This is a genomic window from Spiroplasma endosymbiont of Andrena trimmerana, from assembly GCF_964019575.1.
Taxonomy (GTDB): Bacteria; Bacillota_I; Bacilli_A; order Mycoplasmatales; family VBWQ01; genus Spiroplasma_E.
Genome location: NZ_OZ026455.1, coordinates 1 through 14,796 on the forward strand (window position 1 = coordinate 1; position 14,796 = coordinate 14,796).

Here is a 14,796-nt window from a genome sequence, read left to right on the forward strand (position 1 = left end):
CACTAGCAGCAGCAGTTATTATATCAGTTTTTAATTGTTCTTCAGAACGGTCACTAACACCACCCGCAACAATAGCAGTAACTAAAGCGCTTATTTGAGCAATAGGATTAATATACAAAGCACCAACAGCAGCACCTTTAGTCACTTTTATAATTTTTGCGGTTGTTCGATGTTTTGTTTTAAATTTTTTTCATTTTGTAGGTTTTTGTTCTACATTTTCTTCTGATTTTGCTTCAAGATTTTGTAAAATTTCATTTTTTATAGGCATTTCTTTTAATCTTCCTTTCAAATAAAAACTCATTTATTTTTATCAAAATAATGAGTTAAAAACTTATATTAAGTTTAATTATTATTATATTCTTTTCTATACTGAATATTGATATTTTTAATAATTGCAAACTATCATATACAATTTATAGATATACTGGTTTATAATCAATATAAATAAAAAATAGATAAGAATATATACATATTAAACAACTTTTATCTTTTTTATAGCAACAAATATTATACTATTAAGTTTCTACTTCAACTTCATCAGTATTAACATCATCTGTTAATTTACTAATTACTAAATCAATTCCTTGTTTACTAATACTAGAAAATAAAATAATAGGAGTATTAGTGCTAAGTTTTAAAGTTGATAATATTAATTTTTTATTTTTTACTAATTGACTATTTTTCACTTTATCAACTTTAGTAGCAATTAAATGAATTTTTAAATGATAATGTTGTAAATATTCCAACATATCAATATCATCTTTACTGGGTGCATGTCTTAAATCTAATAATAAAAAAACTGCTTTTAAATTTTTTCGTGACTGAAAATATTCATCCATCATTGTCGCAAATTGGATTTTTTTTTCATTTGATACTTTAGCAAAACCATAGCCAGGAACATCAACAAAGCGACAAATATTATTATTAATTGTAAAAAAATTTAGCATTTGTGTTTTACCAGGTGTTTGTGAAACTCTAGCTAACTTACCATTATTACAAATTGTATTTAAAAATGTTGATTTACCAACATTACTGCGACCAACAAAACAAAATTCAGGAATTTCATCCTGCGGCCATTGTTCTTCTTTAATAGCACTAGTTAAAAATTGTGCTTGCTTAATTCGTTCCATTTTTTACCTCTTATTCAAAAATATATTATAGTCAATAGTTAAAATTTAAACTAATTATTATTTATTATTTTAATTTTTATTAATATTAATAAAATTAGTAAAATGAATATTATCTAATGGTCATATACCAAAACCAAAAAATAATGCAGCCAAAATGATACCACCAACAATAATACAAATAGCAAGTCATTTTATAATTTTAAATAATAACATAAAACTAATAATAGCAATAGCTATTATAATAATACCAACTATTACAAATGTATTCATGTTTACCTCCTATTATTTTAATTATTAAAGTAACACGTAACATTAATTAATAATAACATAAAATAAATTTGAATATTTTATAGTAATCATCTTTTTCCTAAAATTATATAAATTAAAAAAAGTTATCTTTTTAAAGAGAAACATGTTAAAATGTCAAAGGATAAAGGAGAGTGATATCATGACTGACAGCGATTCCATTTATAATAATAAAAACAATACTAATTTAAAAATTAGTAATTTTAAAAGTGTACTTTTAAATAAAGATTCAGTCAAATATTCTCCTAGTATTTTTACTAAAAAAATATTTTTTTTACCGTGTTAATAAATTTCTAAATCCTTATTTAAAAGTCTTAAAATAAGAAAAATAAGGAGGTAAAGAAATTATGAAGATTTTTTTAAACAAAATTTATTTTAAATTACAATTTAGTTTTAAAAAACCATTAGTTTACACAAATGGTGATTATATTAAACAAATTGCACAATTTAACCAAAAACAATTACTAAAAAATTTAGATTTACATAATTTTGGTCTTAAAACAGACCAAATTGAAATAAGAAGAAAAAAATATGGTATTAATACTTTAAAAAATACAAAATTTAATTGAATTTTAGAATTTTTAAAAGCATATTTTGGACCATTCAATATAATTAATAGTATAGGTATCACAAAATAAACGCCTTTAATTTAGGTATTATTTTGAGTTTAAAAGCATACTGTCAATATCGAGTGAAAATTTCCCAAAAATATTTATCAAAAAAAATAAAAAAGAAGTAAAATTTAACAAATAAAAATTGAAAAAGGGCGTATTATTCCCGATAAAAATAATAAAGGTCAAACATTAAAGTTTGATGTTTTGAAGTTTGTAGAAATAAACAAACAAACAAGTGTGCCAACTGGTCAAACACGTGATAAATGATATAATCCGGAATTTGCTAGTGATTTTAATAATTGTTTATCTACTCTTGATTTAAAAGTTGGTAATTTTTATTCACTTGAACTTGATTTAAGCGGTAATATTAAAAAACTTTCTAATTGAAAATAGTTATTTATTAAAAGGGTAATTTTAAATAATTATTTTATGTTAGGAGTTAATTTTAAATTATGGCTAGAAGTAATAATTGTTCTTGTGGACAACCGTTTCATTTAGCTATTTATATGTGTAAACTTTGTGACCAAGTTATTTGTCCTAAAAGAGTTTTACAAAACTTATATACTAGAAAATATTATTGTCCAAATTGTATATTAGATATTGCTTTAAATAAGGCAATGAGACAGCAAGAAAGTAAGTTAAATTATGAGACATAAATGTAGTGATTGAACTTATGAACGAGTATATGGTTGTGAAATGTGTTACAGAGTTGCTAATGAAATGGAACGAATAAAAAAAGAGAATAAAAGAAATAAGTAAAAATTAAATAAGGGGCTTATATATGGATTATATATTTTTCATTAAGCCCCAATGGATTAGATTATAATTCATAAATAAGCTCCTTATTAGTATATAAAGTAAGGAGTTTTATTTATGCCTAATGAATTAGAGCAAACTAGTAATTATACTTTAACTAAAATTTTAAGAACTGGATTAAGTCCATTAAGTGCTATGGTAGGTGTTAGTGCTTATTATGGTCAATATTTAAAAGACCCAGTATTAGGTTCTATAAATTCTTTGTTATTTAGTAAAAAGTTAGGAATTGATATATGGAATATTAATCAAAGACCAACTACTAGAAATAAAGTTATTAATAGTTATAAAAAGATATTTTTAGGTTTAGGGACTATTGGTTTAATTAACTATGCCAAGTTTGTTCAGTATGTAGATAAGTCAGTTTCTTTATTAAGAGATGAACCTTGTTTTTGGCCGCCTTGTCCTACTGAACCACCAATTCCTACTCCAATACCAACTCCTAATCCAGTAATTGATAAGCCTTTTGTAGATTGAGATACTTATATATCTTTAAATAGTTTTGGTATAGCGAATGTTATTAGTGGTTTAACTGAGTTAATACCTAATAAATTTGAAGCAATAAGAAAGATATGTAATATGGCTACTGGTGGATGTTTGATTAGTAGTGGTGTTGCTATGGGAATTAATAATAATTTTAATAATTATTTTGCTATTCCTACGATAATTGCGGGAGCAAGTGAAATTATAAATAGTTTATTGTTGCCATTAGGCAATACACATAATAATATAGAGTTACAAGAAGTATTTACTGATGAAAGAGCAAAATTAATTAACACTAGTGTTAGTGATTATCAAAGTACAAATGACAGTATGGTTGATGTTGATTTAAATGATGATAATATGTCGGAGATTAATTTAGATAGAGCAAGTTTAAACTGGGATTATTCTTATGCTTATACATTAGGTGGTGTTTAAAATGAAAAAAGATAAATGAAAAAATATGCCAAGACAAAAGTTACATAAGAAAAAAGCAAAGCGAAATTTTGAACAAAGATTAAGTGAAAATATGAGTTTTGATAATTTTTTAGGAGGTAAAAAATAATGGTTAAATGAATAGTTGTAATATTGGCTGTGTTTGCTACTTCTTGGTTTTTTAAAGGTACTATTAAAAAGTTAGTTTGAAAATTTAAACATAAAAAACATGATATAGTTGATCCCGATTGTTGATATTGTAAAGAACAAAAACGGAAAGAAAGAGCAAGAAAAGAATTAGAGGAGGGAGGTGATTAAAATGCCCGCAGGTTTAACCGCACTATTAAATATGATTGGAGGTATTGGCCAAAAATTATTAGAATCTTTTAGTTATGTATTTGATTGAGTATTTGCTGGTGATTCAATTATGACAAATTGACCAGTTTTAATCCCAATATTTATGATGGTCTTAGTATTTATTAAAGAATTTATAGGACATATTATTCGTGGATTTAGGTAGAAAAAACTAAAGTTGTTTTTAGGAGGTAATAGTTATGATTAAATTATTTTTTGCAATAATTTTTGTTTTTCCTTTATTAGGTAAACTTTTACCTTCTTTAAATAATATTGTGCAAAATATTTTGCAAAGTTATATTACTGATTTTTCCGGTTTACATAATTTATCTTTGGTTATTAAAAGTTTTATTTTTGGTGATAGTTCACAACAAATAGTTTCTATGCCAGCACCATTGTTAGCAATTATTTTAGTACTTTTTACTTTTTCATTAATTTTAAAATTATTAAAAATAATATAGGAGTAGTTTATTATGGGTGTTGCTTTTATTTCAAAAATTTTAGAATTATTTGCGCAAATTTTTATGAAATTTTGAAATTTGCCAATGGCAGATTTGGGTTTTAATTTGGGGACTTTTGTTGTTTTTATTCTTTTAATAAAGTTTGCTATGTCAGTTTTTTTAAATATTGATATTCAGCCAGTTTTTACATCGGGTACTGTAAAGCAAAGTTATAGAAATATTAAAGGAAGTTCAAAATTTGTTGGAAAGCAAATTGCTAAACAACATGAAAGAAAACGTTTAAGAAATAAGGCTAAGGGTGTTGAAAATAAAAAAGGGAAGTTTGTAGGTGCTTAATTTATGAGTGATTTTGTTAATAGTATATTGCATTTAATTTTTATATTTTCTAGTAATGATATTAGTATATTTTTAAATCAACCAAATATTACTGATGAAGTTTATATTTTGTTTAATTTGACTTTTTGGTTGGTATTAGGTGTATTTTTTAATTTTATTTATCGTAGTATTAAATTTGTTTTTAGGTCATTATTTGGGTAGGTGTTAATTATGAGTGTTTGAGATATTTACAATAAAATACATCAATGTATAGTTGATTATTGAACTATGTTTATAGGTAGTCCAGTTGATGATTTTACTACTATTTTATGAAATTTAGTGGTTTATGGAACTCAGTTTTTTATTGGATTTATTATATTTTATGGTTCATGGTAAATTTTAAAATGTTTATTTGGTAAATAATTATGTGATTTAAGTTTGTTAAATTATTTTTTGTTGTAAATAGTACTGTTCAAGCACCAACTAGTTTAATTGTTTTTAATGCACCTAGTGAAAGTAATTACACTATAACTAGCGATATGGTTAAACCCGTTAAATATAATGATTTTAATGATTGAGCAACTATTCCATGAAACTCTGCTTATTTTGATGTTGGCCAACCAGATTTAAAATTAGTTTCTGCTGTTGTACATAAAACTACTGATACTCCTTATTCAATTCAATTTCATTCTGATGTGGTAGGTAATTTTGATAGACGAGTTAGTGATTTGTCTACAAATTATGATTTTACAGAGCAAGATTTAAACCAGTTATCTCTTATTTTATTTAATCATAATTATATACAAACTGGTAAGTTTAATGAGTTAGTTTTTTGAAATTATAATGTTTCTAATAATTTAAGTTTTAAGTTGACTTTTGAAATTACAAAACCTTTGAGTTTTTATATACAAGGTTTTATGTTTTATATTTCTGCTGAATATTTTAGTTATTTTTCTTCTATTTATACATTTTCATTTTTAGATTATGAGGGTAATATTCGTTATAATTTTAAAGGTGTATTAAATGATAAAGATAGTGTTTATAATTTAGGAAAATATAATTTTGTTACTATGCCGGTTCGTGTTCCAAATTTAAAGCATTTAACAATTGATTTTGATTTATCTTCGTTAACTAATCGTGACGGTTTGCATGTTAAATTTGGTCAGATGAATATTTTTTCTTCCAAAGATATTGTTCCAGTACCACCAAATAGTCCTTTTAACCCTGAGTATGAACGTGTTAGTTGATATGATGTTTTTGGTCATCTGCGTAATGCTTTTAGATGAATACTTTATGGTGTTGTTGGTAAAGTTTTACCAGTTGAACCATTAAGACAATTTCTTTTTACAACAGATAGTTTATTACGACATATTTTTTCAGATACGATTAGTACTGCTTTAAATGTTGATATTGTTAGTGGAATAGAAAATATTATACCTTTATGGTTATTTGTTAGAGCAATTAGTTTAATTATAGGTTAGGAGTTTATTATGGAAAATAAAAGATTGTTTTGATGTGAAATTTTGATTACAGTTGTTGTTTGTTTTTTAACATCATTAGTTACTGCATTATTTTTTAATTTTGATGTAGATAAATTAAAATTATTTTATGAAAATTCTGGTTTTGATGTTCAATTTTTATTGTTTATTTTTAATTTTATTTTTTCTTTTGTTTTTGGTTCATATTTTATGAAATTTTGTTTTTGAATTAAAAGTAAGTTTAAAAATAAAAATAAGGTGGTTAAATAATGCCTTGATATGGTTACGTGTTATTGGTTATAGGTTTGATTATGATTATTTATCCAATTCTTATAACTATTCGTAATGTTAAAATTTTAAAACGTGTAGGTAGTTATATTATTTCAGCGCCACCACGCACTGGTAAATCTGCTCTTGCTTGTTGTTTAGCACAAACTCATAAAAAACGAGTAGTTAGTCCTTTTCCTATTAAATTAAAAAATGGTTATTCTTATTTGGTTAATTATAACGATGTTTTTACTTTTAATCAGTTAGCAAGTAATTATGCTTTTGAGGAACAAGATTTAATAATTTTAGATGAATTAGCATTAAAAATAAATTCTAATGATTTAGGAGTACAGTTTAAAAATCAACAAGAAAGTTTAGGACAATTTTGTAAGTTAATAGGTCACATGTTTAATGGTACAATGTATTTGATTGAACAACACCCTAATAGAATACCAGTACAAGCAAGAGAAAAAGTAGAGTATGTTGTGCAAGTTAAAAGAATGCGTTTTTTGGGCTTTGTTGTTATATTTAATCTTAATTTATATACTAATATTGAGGATTATAATAAAGTAGTGTTTTCACGTCGTAGAACAAAGAAAATGATTAAAAAAGGCATAATGCCTCCAAGTTATAGCGGTGAAGCAATGGCTATGACTTTATTTTTTCCTAGACATTGGTTGAAAAGGTATAATTCTAGGGCTTTACATTATGTGCATGAACTTAAAAGTGAATTGTCACCTAAGAAATACCTTAAAGAAGCAAGTAGTATCGATATGACTTATAGTGATATTAAATTTGCTGGTTTGGATAAATTGGATAATATTTTAAAGAAAAAAGATAAACTTAAAAATAAAGATAAATAAAAATGATTATAGTCCCAGTGAACCTACTGGGACTATAATTTGGGTGAGCCACGTAGTGGCGAGGGACGAAGTCCCTATATACTTGAAGAAAAGTGAAAGGAGAAGGAAAATATGACAGCAAAAAAACCTACTGTTTTTAATATTTTTATGAAAACTACATTGCCAAAAGTTAAAGCAGAACACCCAGAATTAAAACATACTGAGGCTTTTGGAAAAGCAGCAGCATTATGAGCTAATGCTGAAGAAAATCCTAAAAACAAATAGATAAACAGATAATTCCTTAAAAGAGTCAGATTTAAAATCTGACTCTTTTAAATATAAAAAAATATTGAAATTTTAAAAAAACACTAAAATTGCTATACAAATCAACAATGATAAAGTATAATCAAAATACTTACCTAGTAGGGTTATAGAGAAAGGTAACTTTTTTTATATTTTTGATAAACTTCATTTATTTTGACTTGTAGATGGTTTATCAATATCTTCTAAATTAATTGTTTCTCAATCATTATTTTCTCTTTCTTTTACTAATAGAGAAAGTTTGTTCTTATAATCATCAATTATCAGTTGATTAATTCTAATCAACTTTTCATCAGGGTTTGGTTCAACATTATTTTTTTCTTCTATAATACGTATCATTTCCTGTAAAATAGATATCTTTTGATCAAGCTCTGCTCTTTTTTCTTCATTTTGTCTAGCCATTTAAATTTCCCCTTTCAAAAAAATAAAGTACTTTTTTATTTATTATTAATTTATATATTATCTAATATTTATATTTTCTTCATTTAAAAATTAATGAATTTCCAACAACAGTTATATCAGAAAGAGCCATCGCAATTGCAGCCAACGGTGGAATAATAAATCCGGCAGCAGCTAATGGAATAATGATAATATTATAACTAAATGCTCAAATAAAATTCATTCAAATATTATTTTTAGTTTTTTTAGTTAAAACAATAGCCTTATAAATAATACTAATATCATTATCAAGAATAGTAATATCACCAATTTTTTTAGCAATATCACTACCAGAGCCCATTGCAATTGCTAAATCAGATTGTTCTAAGGCAATAACATCATTAATACCATCACCAACAAACGCTACTTTTTTCCCTTTTGCTTGTAAATCAGCAACAATTTGTGATTTACCTTGTGGTGTAACATTAGCAAAGTATGTTTCTATCCCAACGCGATTAGCAATAGCAAGTGTTTGTGATTCATTATCACCACTAATTAAAATAACCTCAATTCCCTGTTTTTTAACTTTTTCAATTGTTAATAATGCATTTGTTTGTAATTCATCTTCTAAAATAAAAATATTAGTAACAACTTTATTAATTGCCAATGCCAATACTTTCTGGCTAGGAGTAACTGTTTCAAAATCAAATGTTTTTAGAAATGGACTAAATGGCATTTTTGCTTTTTGTAAATTTTCAAGTGATGAAATTTGTAATTCTTCAGTTTGATATTTTGCTTTAATACCAAAACCAATTTGTTCTTTAACTTCGGTAATTGTCAATGATTGTCCAACATTATTAGTATTAGCATATAAAGAAAAAGCTAAAGCCAAAGGATGTGTTGAATGTTTTTCCATAGCAATTGCCTTATTAACATGTTTTTCTTGACCATAAATTTTAGTAATAACCAAATTACCAGTAGTTAATGTTCCTGTTTTATCAAAACAAATGGTATCAATCTTAGTAATTTTTTCAAAAGCACTAGCCTTATTATAAATAATTCCTATTTTTGCTGCTTTATTAATTCCAACAGCAACTGCTAATGGTGTTGCAATCCCTAATGCACAAGGACAAGCAATTATTAAAGTTGCAATTGCAATTTCTAATGATTCTTGCACACCATTACCTACTGCAAAATAACGAATAAGAAAAACTAAAATGGCAATTAAAATAACAGTTGGTGTAAATCACCCAGAAATTTTATCAGCCAATTTTTGTAATTTTGGTTTCTGAGATTGTGCATCTTCAACTGCCTTAATAATACTTGCTAATACTGTGTCTTTACCAATTTTAGTTGCTTTCATTCTAAAACTATCACCAACATTATTAGTTCCACCAATTAAATTTTGGTTAACTTGTTTCGTAATAACTTGCGATTCACCAGTTAACATTGATTCATTAATAAATGCTTCTTCACTAATTAATTGACCATCAGTAGGAATATTTTCACCTTTTCGAATAATTAAAATATCATTTAATTGTACATCTTCAATATTAATAAAAGTTTCTGTTTTGGTATTATAATCATATTTTAAGATTGATTTTGGCTTTAATGACATTAAACTTTCTAAGCCACTAGTAGCCCTTTTCTGTGCAACAGCACTAATTAAATCACCAAGTAAAACAATCATAATAATTGAAGCACTAACTTCAAAATATAAGTGTTCGGTTTTATTAATTATCATTAAATAAATAGAAAAAATAAATGCCGTTGTTGTTCCTAGTACTACTAAAGTATGCATACCGGGTCATTTTTGTTTAATTAATTCTCGATAAATACCAATATAAAATTTACGACCAAAATAAAATTGAATTGGAAGTGCTAGTGCAAGTTGGACATAAGGATTACGTAAACTATCAAAAAATGAAGTATTAGGTATCATAATTAATAATAATGGTAGTAACAATATTCAACCAATAATAAGTTCAATTAAATCACGTAATTTAACATTATGTTGATGATTATGATGTTGTTCTGACATATGAGATTGATGTTGTTCACTACTATGACTATGACTACTATGATCATCTGTAATATCTTTCATATCAACTTGGTGACTCGTTTTTATATCTTTAATCTCAGTTTCAAACTTACAAATTTCATATCCTAAATGATGCATTGCTTTTTTAATTTTTTTTTCATTTCAAAACTTAGGATCATAACTAAATTGTGCTTTTTTAGTAGCAAAATTGATACTAACAGTAATACCATCTTCTTTGGTAAAATGTCTTTCGATGACACTAGCACAAGAGGTACATGAAACATCTGACAGTACTGCTCTACTAATAACAAAATTATCATTTATATCACTTGTATTATTCATATTAACTTCATCTCCTCAAATTTTAATATTTTAATCTTTTTTATTATTTTTTAACACACAATATATACAAAAATAAATTATACACATTTTAATGTTAAAAAATATTAAAAACACTAAATCCCCAATCATGTTATTGGGGATTTATTACCTTAAAAAGTAATATACTTATATTATAACATAGACTATCTTAAATCTAAAAATTAATTATAAACTGGCCATTTTCTTTGATTCTATTTTTACTTCAATTTGTGAATCTATATTATTTATAGCGGTTTTTTTATCTGCAAACTTATCATTGTCAACTTCAATTTGTCTTCTTTGTTTTTCATCAAATTTTTTTGCTGCATCTATGCCAAAAGTAATAGCACCAACAGCAGCACCAACAGGAATACAAACAGGTAATATTACAGCATTGGCAATCCCACCAACAGCACCAGCACTAGCAGCAGCAGTTATTATATCAGTTTTTAATTGTTCTTCAGAACGGTCACTAACACCACCCGCAACAATAGCAGTAACTAAAGCGCTTATTTGAGCAATAGGATTAATATACAAAGCACCAACAGCAGCACCTTTAGTCACTTTTATAATTTTTGCGGTTGTTCGATGTTTTGTTTTAAATTTTTTTCATTTTGTAGGTTTTTGTTCTACATTTTCTTCTGATTTTGCTTCAAGATTTTGTAAAATTTCATTTTTTATAGGCATTTCTTTTAATCTTCCTTTCAAATAAAAACTCATTTATTTTTATCAAAATAATGAGTTAAAAACTTATATTAAGTTTAATTATTATTATATTCTTTTCTATACTGAATATTGATATTTTTAATAATTGCAAACTATCATATACAATTTATAGATATACTGGTTTATAATCAATATAAATAAAAAATAGATAAGAATATATACATATTAAACAACTTTTATCTTTTTTATAGCAACAAATATTATACTATTAAGTTTCTACTTCAACTTCATCAGTATTAACATCATCTGTTAATTTACTAATTACTAAATCAATTCCTTGTTTACTAATACTAGAAAATAAAATAATAGGAGTATTAGTGCTAAGTTTTAAAGTTGATAATATTAATTTTTTATTTTTTACTAATTGACTATTTTTCACTTTATCAACTTTAGTAGCAATTAAATGAATTTTTAAATGATAATGTTGTAAATATTCCAACATATCAATATCATCTTTACTGGGTGCATGTCTTAAATCTAATAATAAAAAAACTGCTTTTAAATTTTTTCGTGACTGAAAATATTCATCCATCATTGTCGCAAATTGGATTTTTTTTTCATTTGATACTTTAGCAAAACCATAGCCAGGAACATCAACAAAGCGACAAATATTATTATTAATTGTAAAAAAATTTAGCATTTGTGTTTTACCAGGTGTTTGTGAAACTCTAGCTAACTTACCATTATTACAAATTGTATTTAAAAATGTTGATTTACCAACATTACTGCGACCAACAAAACAAAATTCAGGAATTTCATCCTGCGGCCATTGTTCTTCTTTAATAGCACTAGTTAAAAATTGTGCTTGCTTAATTCGTTCCATTTTTTACCTCTTATTCAAAAATATATTATAGTCAATAGTTAAAATTTAAACTAATTATTATTTATTATTTTAATTTTTATTAATATTAATAAAATTAGTAAAATGAATATTATCTAATGGTCATATACCAAAACCAAAAAATAATGCAGCCAAAATGATACCACCAACAATAATACAAATAGCAAGTCATTTTATAATTTTAAATAATAACATAAAACTAATAATAGCAATAGCTATTATAATAATACCAACTATTACAAATGTATTCATGTTTACCTCCTATTATTTTAATTATTAAAGTAACACGTAACATTAATTAATAATAACATAAAATAAATTTGAATATTTTATAGTAATCATCTTTTTCCTAAAATTATATAAATTAAAAAAAGTTATCTTTTTAAAGAGAAACATGTTAAAATGTCAAAGGATAAAGGAGAGTGATATCATGACTGACAGCGATTCCATTTATAATAATAAAAACAATACTAATTTAAAAATTAGTAATTTTAAAAGTGTACTTTTAAATAAAGATTCAGTCAAATATTCTCCTAGTATTTTTACTAAAAAAATATTTTTTTTACCGTGTTAATAAATTTCTAAATCCTTATTTAAAAGTCTTAAAATAAGAAAAATAAGGAGGTAAAGAAATTATGAAGATTTTTTTAAACAAAATTTATTTTAAATTACAATTTAGTTTTAAAAAACCATTAGTTTACACAAATGGTGATTATATTAAACAAATTGCACAATTTAACCAAAAACAATTACTAAAAAATTTAGATTTACATAATTTTGGTCTTAAAACAGACCAAATTGAAATAAGAAGAAAAAAATATGGTATTAATACTTTAAAAAATACAAAATTTAATTGAATTTTAGAATTTTTAAAAGCATATTTTGGACCATTCAATATAATTAATAGTATAGGTATCACAAAATAAACGCCTTTAATTTAGGTATTATTTTGAGTTTAAAAGCATACTGTCAATATCGAGTGAAAATTTCCCAAAAATATTTATCAAAAAAAATAAAAAAGAAGTAAAATTTAACAAATAAAAATTGAAAAAGGGCGTATTATTCCCGATAAAAATAATAAAGGTCAAACATTAAAGTTTGATGTTTTGAAGTTTGTAGAAATAAACAAACAAACAAGTGTGCCAACTGGTCAAACACGTGATAAATGATATAATCCGGAATTTGCTAGTGATTTTAATAATTGTTTATCTACTCTTGATTTAAAAGTTGGTAATTTTTATTCACTTGAACTTGATTTAAGCGGTAATATTAAAAAACTTTCTAATTGAAAATAGTTATTTATTAAAAGGGTAATTTTAAATAATTATTTTATGTTAGGAGTTAATTTTAAATTATGGCTAGAAGTAATAATTGTTCTTGTGGACAACCGTTTCATTTAGCTATTTATATGTGTAAACTTTGTGACCAAGTTATTTGTCCTAAAAGAGTTTTACAAAACTTATATACTAGAAAATATTATTGTCCAAATTGTATATTAGATATTGCTTTAAATAAGGCAATGAGACAGCAAGAAAGTAAGTTAAATTATGAGACATAAATGTAGTGATTGAACTTATGAACGAGTATATGGTTGTGAAATGTGTTACAGAGTTGCTAATGAAATGGAACGAATAAAAAAAGAGAATAAAAGAAATAAGTAAAAATTAAATAAGGGGCTTATATATGGATTATATATTTTTCATTAAGCCCCAATGGATTAGATTATAATTCATAAATAAGCTCCTTATTAGTATATAAAGTAAGGAGTTTTATTTATGCCTAATGAATTAGAGCAAACTAGTAATTATACTTTAACTAAAATTTTAAGAACTGGATTAAGTCCATTAAGTGCTATGGTAGGTGTTAGTGCTTATTATGGTCAATATTTAAAAGACCCAGTATTAGGTTCTATAAATTCTTTGTTATTTAGTAAAAAGTTAGGAATTGATATATGGAATATTAATCAAAGACCAACTACTAGAAATAAAGTTATTAATAGTTATAAAAAGATATTTTTAGGTTTAGGGACTATTGGTTTAATTAACTATGCCAAGTTTGTTCAGTATGTAGATAAGTCAGTTTCTTTATTAAGAGATGAACCTTGTTTTTGGCCGCCTTGTCCTACTGAACCACCAATTCCTACTCCAATACCAACTCCTAATCCAGTAATTGATAAGCCTTTTGTAGATTGAGATACTTATATATCTTTAAATAGTTTTGGTATAGCGAATGTTATTAGTGGTTTAACTGAGTTAATACCTAATAAATTTGAAGCAATAAGAAAGATATGTAATATGGCTACTGGTGGATGTTTGATTAGTAGTGGTGTTGCTATGGGAATTAATAATAATTTTAATAATTATTTTGCTATTCCTACGATAATTGCGGGAGCAAGTGAAATTATAAATAGTTTATTGTTGCCATTAGGCAATACACATAATAATATAGAGTTACAAGAAGTATTTACTGATGAAAGAGCAAAATTAATTAACACTAGTGTTAGTGATTATCAAAGTACAAATGACAGTATGGTTGATGTTGATTTAAATGATGATAATATGTCGGAGATTAATTTAGATAGAGCAAGTTTAAACTGGGATTATTCTTATGCTTATACATTAGGTGGTGTTTAAA

General features: G+C 25.0%; 27 protein-coding genes. 19 read left to right on the forward strand and 8 right to left on the reverse strand.

The window, feature by feature from the left end; genetic code table 4:
• From AACL03_RS00005 to AACL03_RS00015, 3 genes are all read right to left on the reverse strand, one after another.
• Nucleotides 1–268 (reverse strand): hypothetical protein (locus AACL03_RS00005; protein WP_339038644.1); only part of this gene is annotated, 268 nt, incomplete at its 3' end.
• Between the two features lie 247 nt (nucleotides 269–515).
• On the reverse strand, nucleotides 516–1,130 hold the full coding sequence (yihA, locus tag AACL03_RS00010; protein ID WP_338959507.1) for a ribosome biogenesis GTP-binding protein YihA/YsxC: 615 nt from the start codon (nucleotides 1,128–1,130) through the stop codon (nucleotides 516–518).
• 69 nt (nucleotides 1,131–1,199) lie between these two features.
• Entirely contained in the window at nucleotides 1,200–1,400 is a 201-nt protein-coding gene (locus AACL03_RS00015; RefSeq protein ID WP_252320689.1) for a hypothetical protein, read from the reverse strand.
• A gap of 383 nt (nucleotides 1,401–1,783) precedes the next feature.
• On the opposite strand from AACL03_RS00015, the gene AACL03_RS00020 reads away from it, so the two are divergent.
• The 15 genes from AACL03_RS00020 (at nucleotide 1,784) to AACL03_RS00090 (ending at nucleotide 7,780) form a co-directional block, all read left to right on the forward strand.
• A complete protein-coding gene (locus AACL03_RS00020) occupies nucleotides 1,784–2,074 on the forward strand; it encodes a cation-transporting P-type ATPase (protein ID WP_339038647.1) in 291 nt (96 codons plus the stop codon).
• A 180-nt stretch (nucleotides 2,075–2,254) separates the two neighbouring features.
• Nucleotides 2,255–2,443, forward strand: coding sequence for a hypothetical protein (locus AACL03_RS00025; protein ID WP_339038649.1), 189 nt, complete (start codon nucleotides 2,255–2,257; stop codon nucleotides 2,441–2,443).
• 59 nt (nucleotides 2,444–2,502) lie between these two features.
• A complete protein-coding gene (locus AACL03_RS00030; RefSeq protein ID WP_338956753.1) occupies nucleotides 2,503–2,706 on the forward strand; it encodes a hypothetical protein in 204 nt (67 codons plus the stop codon).
• A gap of 217 nt (nucleotides 2,707–2,923) precedes the next feature.
• Entirely contained in the window at nucleotides 2,924–3,781 is an 858-nt protein-coding gene (locus tag AACL03_RS00035) for a hypothetical protein (protein ID WP_339038651.1), read from the forward strand.
• Nucleotide 3,782: 1 nt separating this feature from the next.
• Nucleotides 3,783–3,908 (forward strand): hypothetical protein, encoded by a 126-nt coding sequence (locus AACL03_RS00040; RefSeq protein ID WP_338956654.1) that lies wholly within the window; start codon nucleotides 3,783–3,785, stop codon nucleotides 3,906–3,908.
• Nucleotides 3,908–4,096 (forward strand): hypothetical protein, encoded by a 189-nt coding sequence (locus tag AACL03_RS00045; RefSeq protein ID WP_338956750.1) that lies wholly within the window; start codon nucleotides 3,908–3,910, stop codon nucleotides 4,094–4,096. The genes AACL03_RS00040 and AACL03_RS00045 overlap by 1 nt, the downstream gene beginning before the upstream one ends.
• A gap of 1 nt (nucleotide 4,097) precedes the next feature.
• Nucleotides 4,098–4,298, forward strand: coding sequence for a hypothetical protein (locus AACL03_RS00050; RefSeq protein ID WP_338956748.1), 201 nt, complete (start codon nucleotides 4,098–4,100; stop codon nucleotides 4,296–4,298).
• A 34-nt stretch (nucleotides 4,299–4,332) separates the two neighbouring features.
• Nucleotides 4,333–4,593 carry a hypothetical protein gene (locus AACL03_RS00055; RefSeq protein WP_338956747.1) on the forward strand — a complete coding sequence of 87 codons (261 nt, stop codon included), beginning with the start codon at nucleotides 4,333–4,335 and terminating at the stop codon, nucleotides 4,591–4,593.
• A gap of 12 nt (nucleotides 4,594–4,605) precedes the next feature.
• Nucleotides 4,606–4,929, forward strand: coding sequence for a hypothetical protein (locus AACL03_RS00060; protein ID WP_338957437.1), 324 nt, complete (start codon nucleotides 4,606–4,608; stop codon nucleotides 4,927–4,929).
• A 3-nt stretch (nucleotides 4,930–4,932) separates the two neighbouring features.
• A complete protein-coding gene (locus AACL03_RS00065) occupies nucleotides 4,933–5,130 on the forward strand; it encodes a hypothetical protein (protein ID WP_338956743.1) in 198 nt (65 codons plus the stop codon).
• 9 nt (nucleotides 5,131–5,139) lie between these two features.
• Nucleotides 5,140–5,304 (forward strand): hypothetical protein, encoded by a 165-nt coding sequence (locus tag AACL03_RS00070; protein ID WP_339038654.1) that lies wholly within the window; start codon nucleotides 5,140–5,142, stop codon nucleotides 5,302–5,304.
• 29 nt (nucleotides 5,305–5,333) lie between these two features.
• Nucleotides 5,334–6,389: a hypothetical protein gene (locus AACL03_RS00075; RefSeq protein ID WP_338956741.1), complete on the forward strand. Its 1,056-nt coding sequence runs from the start codon at nucleotides 5,334–5,336 to the stop codon at nucleotides 6,387–6,389.
• 9 nt (nucleotides 6,390–6,398) lie between these two features.
• Nucleotides 6,399–6,656, forward strand: coding sequence for a hypothetical protein (locus AACL03_RS00080; RefSeq protein ID WP_338957725.1), 258 nt, complete (start codon nucleotides 6,399–6,401; stop codon nucleotides 6,654–6,656).
• The gene (locus tag AACL03_RS00085) at nucleotides 6,656–7,516 is read left to right on the forward strand and encodes a hypothetical protein (protein ID WP_338957723.1); all 861 of its coding nucleotides are present in this window, start codon (nucleotides 6,656–6,658) and stop codon (nucleotides 7,514–7,516) included. Before AACL03_RS00080 ends, AACL03_RS00085 begins: the two co-directional genes overlap by 1 nt.
• A gap of 111 nt (nucleotides 7,517–7,627) precedes the next feature.
• Entirely contained in the window at nucleotides 7,628–7,780 is a 153-nt protein-coding gene (locus tag AACL03_RS00090; protein WP_339038657.1) for a hypothetical protein, read from the forward strand.
• A 165-nt stretch (nucleotides 7,781–7,945) separates the two neighbouring features.
• Here AACL03_RS00090 and AACL03_RS00095 read toward each other — a convergent pair whose 3' ends face one another.
• From AACL03_RS00095 to AACL03_RS00115, 5 genes are all read right to left on the reverse strand, one after another.
• Nucleotides 7,946–8,218 carry a hypothetical protein gene (locus AACL03_RS00095; RefSeq protein WP_338959512.1) on the reverse strand — a complete coding sequence of 91 codons (273 nt, stop codon included), beginning with the start codon at nucleotides 8,216–8,218 and terminating at the stop codon, nucleotides 7,946–7,948.
• 61 nt (nucleotides 8,219–8,279) lie between these two features.
• The gene (locus AACL03_RS00100; protein ID WP_339038659.1) at nucleotides 8,280–10,577 is read right to left on the reverse strand and encodes a cation-translocating P-type ATPase; all 2,298 of its coding nucleotides are present in this window, start codon (nucleotides 10,575–10,577) and stop codon (nucleotides 8,280–8,282) included.
• Nucleotides 10,578–10,781: 204 nt separating this feature from the next.
• Nucleotides 10,782–11,282, reverse strand: coding sequence for a hypothetical protein (locus AACL03_RS00105; RefSeq protein WP_339038661.1), 501 nt, complete (start codon nucleotides 11,280–11,282; stop codon nucleotides 10,782–10,784).
• 247 nt (nucleotides 11,283–11,529) lie between these two features.
• A complete protein-coding gene (yihA, locus tag AACL03_RS00110; protein WP_338959507.1) occupies nucleotides 11,530–12,144 on the reverse strand; it encodes a ribosome biogenesis GTP-binding protein YihA/YsxC in 615 nt (204 codons plus the stop codon).
• 69 nt (nucleotides 12,145–12,213) lie between these two features.
• A complete protein-coding gene (locus AACL03_RS00115; RefSeq protein ID WP_252320689.1) occupies nucleotides 12,214–12,414 on the reverse strand; it encodes a hypothetical protein in 201 nt (66 codons plus the stop codon).
• Between the two features lie 383 nt (nucleotides 12,415–12,797).
• Between AACL03_RS00115 and AACL03_RS00120 the strand changes: the two genes are divergently transcribed.
• The 4 genes from AACL03_RS00120 (at nucleotide 12,798) to AACL03_RS00135 (ending at nucleotide 14,795) form a co-directional block, all read left to right on the forward strand.
• Entirely contained in the window at nucleotides 12,798–13,088 is a 291-nt protein-coding gene (locus AACL03_RS00120; RefSeq protein ID WP_339038647.1) for a cation-transporting P-type ATPase, read from the forward strand.
• A gap of 180 nt (nucleotides 13,089–13,268) precedes the next feature.
• Entirely contained in the window at nucleotides 13,269–13,457 is a 189-nt protein-coding gene (locus AACL03_RS00125; protein WP_339038649.1) for a hypothetical protein, read from the forward strand.
• A 59-nt stretch (nucleotides 13,458–13,516) separates the two neighbouring features.
• Nucleotides 13,517–13,720, forward strand: coding sequence for a hypothetical protein (locus tag AACL03_RS00130; protein ID WP_338956753.1), 204 nt, complete (start codon nucleotides 13,517–13,519; stop codon nucleotides 13,718–13,720).
• Between the two features lie 217 nt (nucleotides 13,721–13,937).
• Nucleotides 13,938–14,795: a hypothetical protein gene (locus tag AACL03_RS00135; RefSeq protein ID WP_339038651.1), complete on the forward strand. Its 858-nt coding sequence runs from the start codon at nucleotides 13,938–13,940 to the stop codon at nucleotides 14,793–14,795.
• Nucleotide 14,796: the final 1 nt, after the last annotated feature.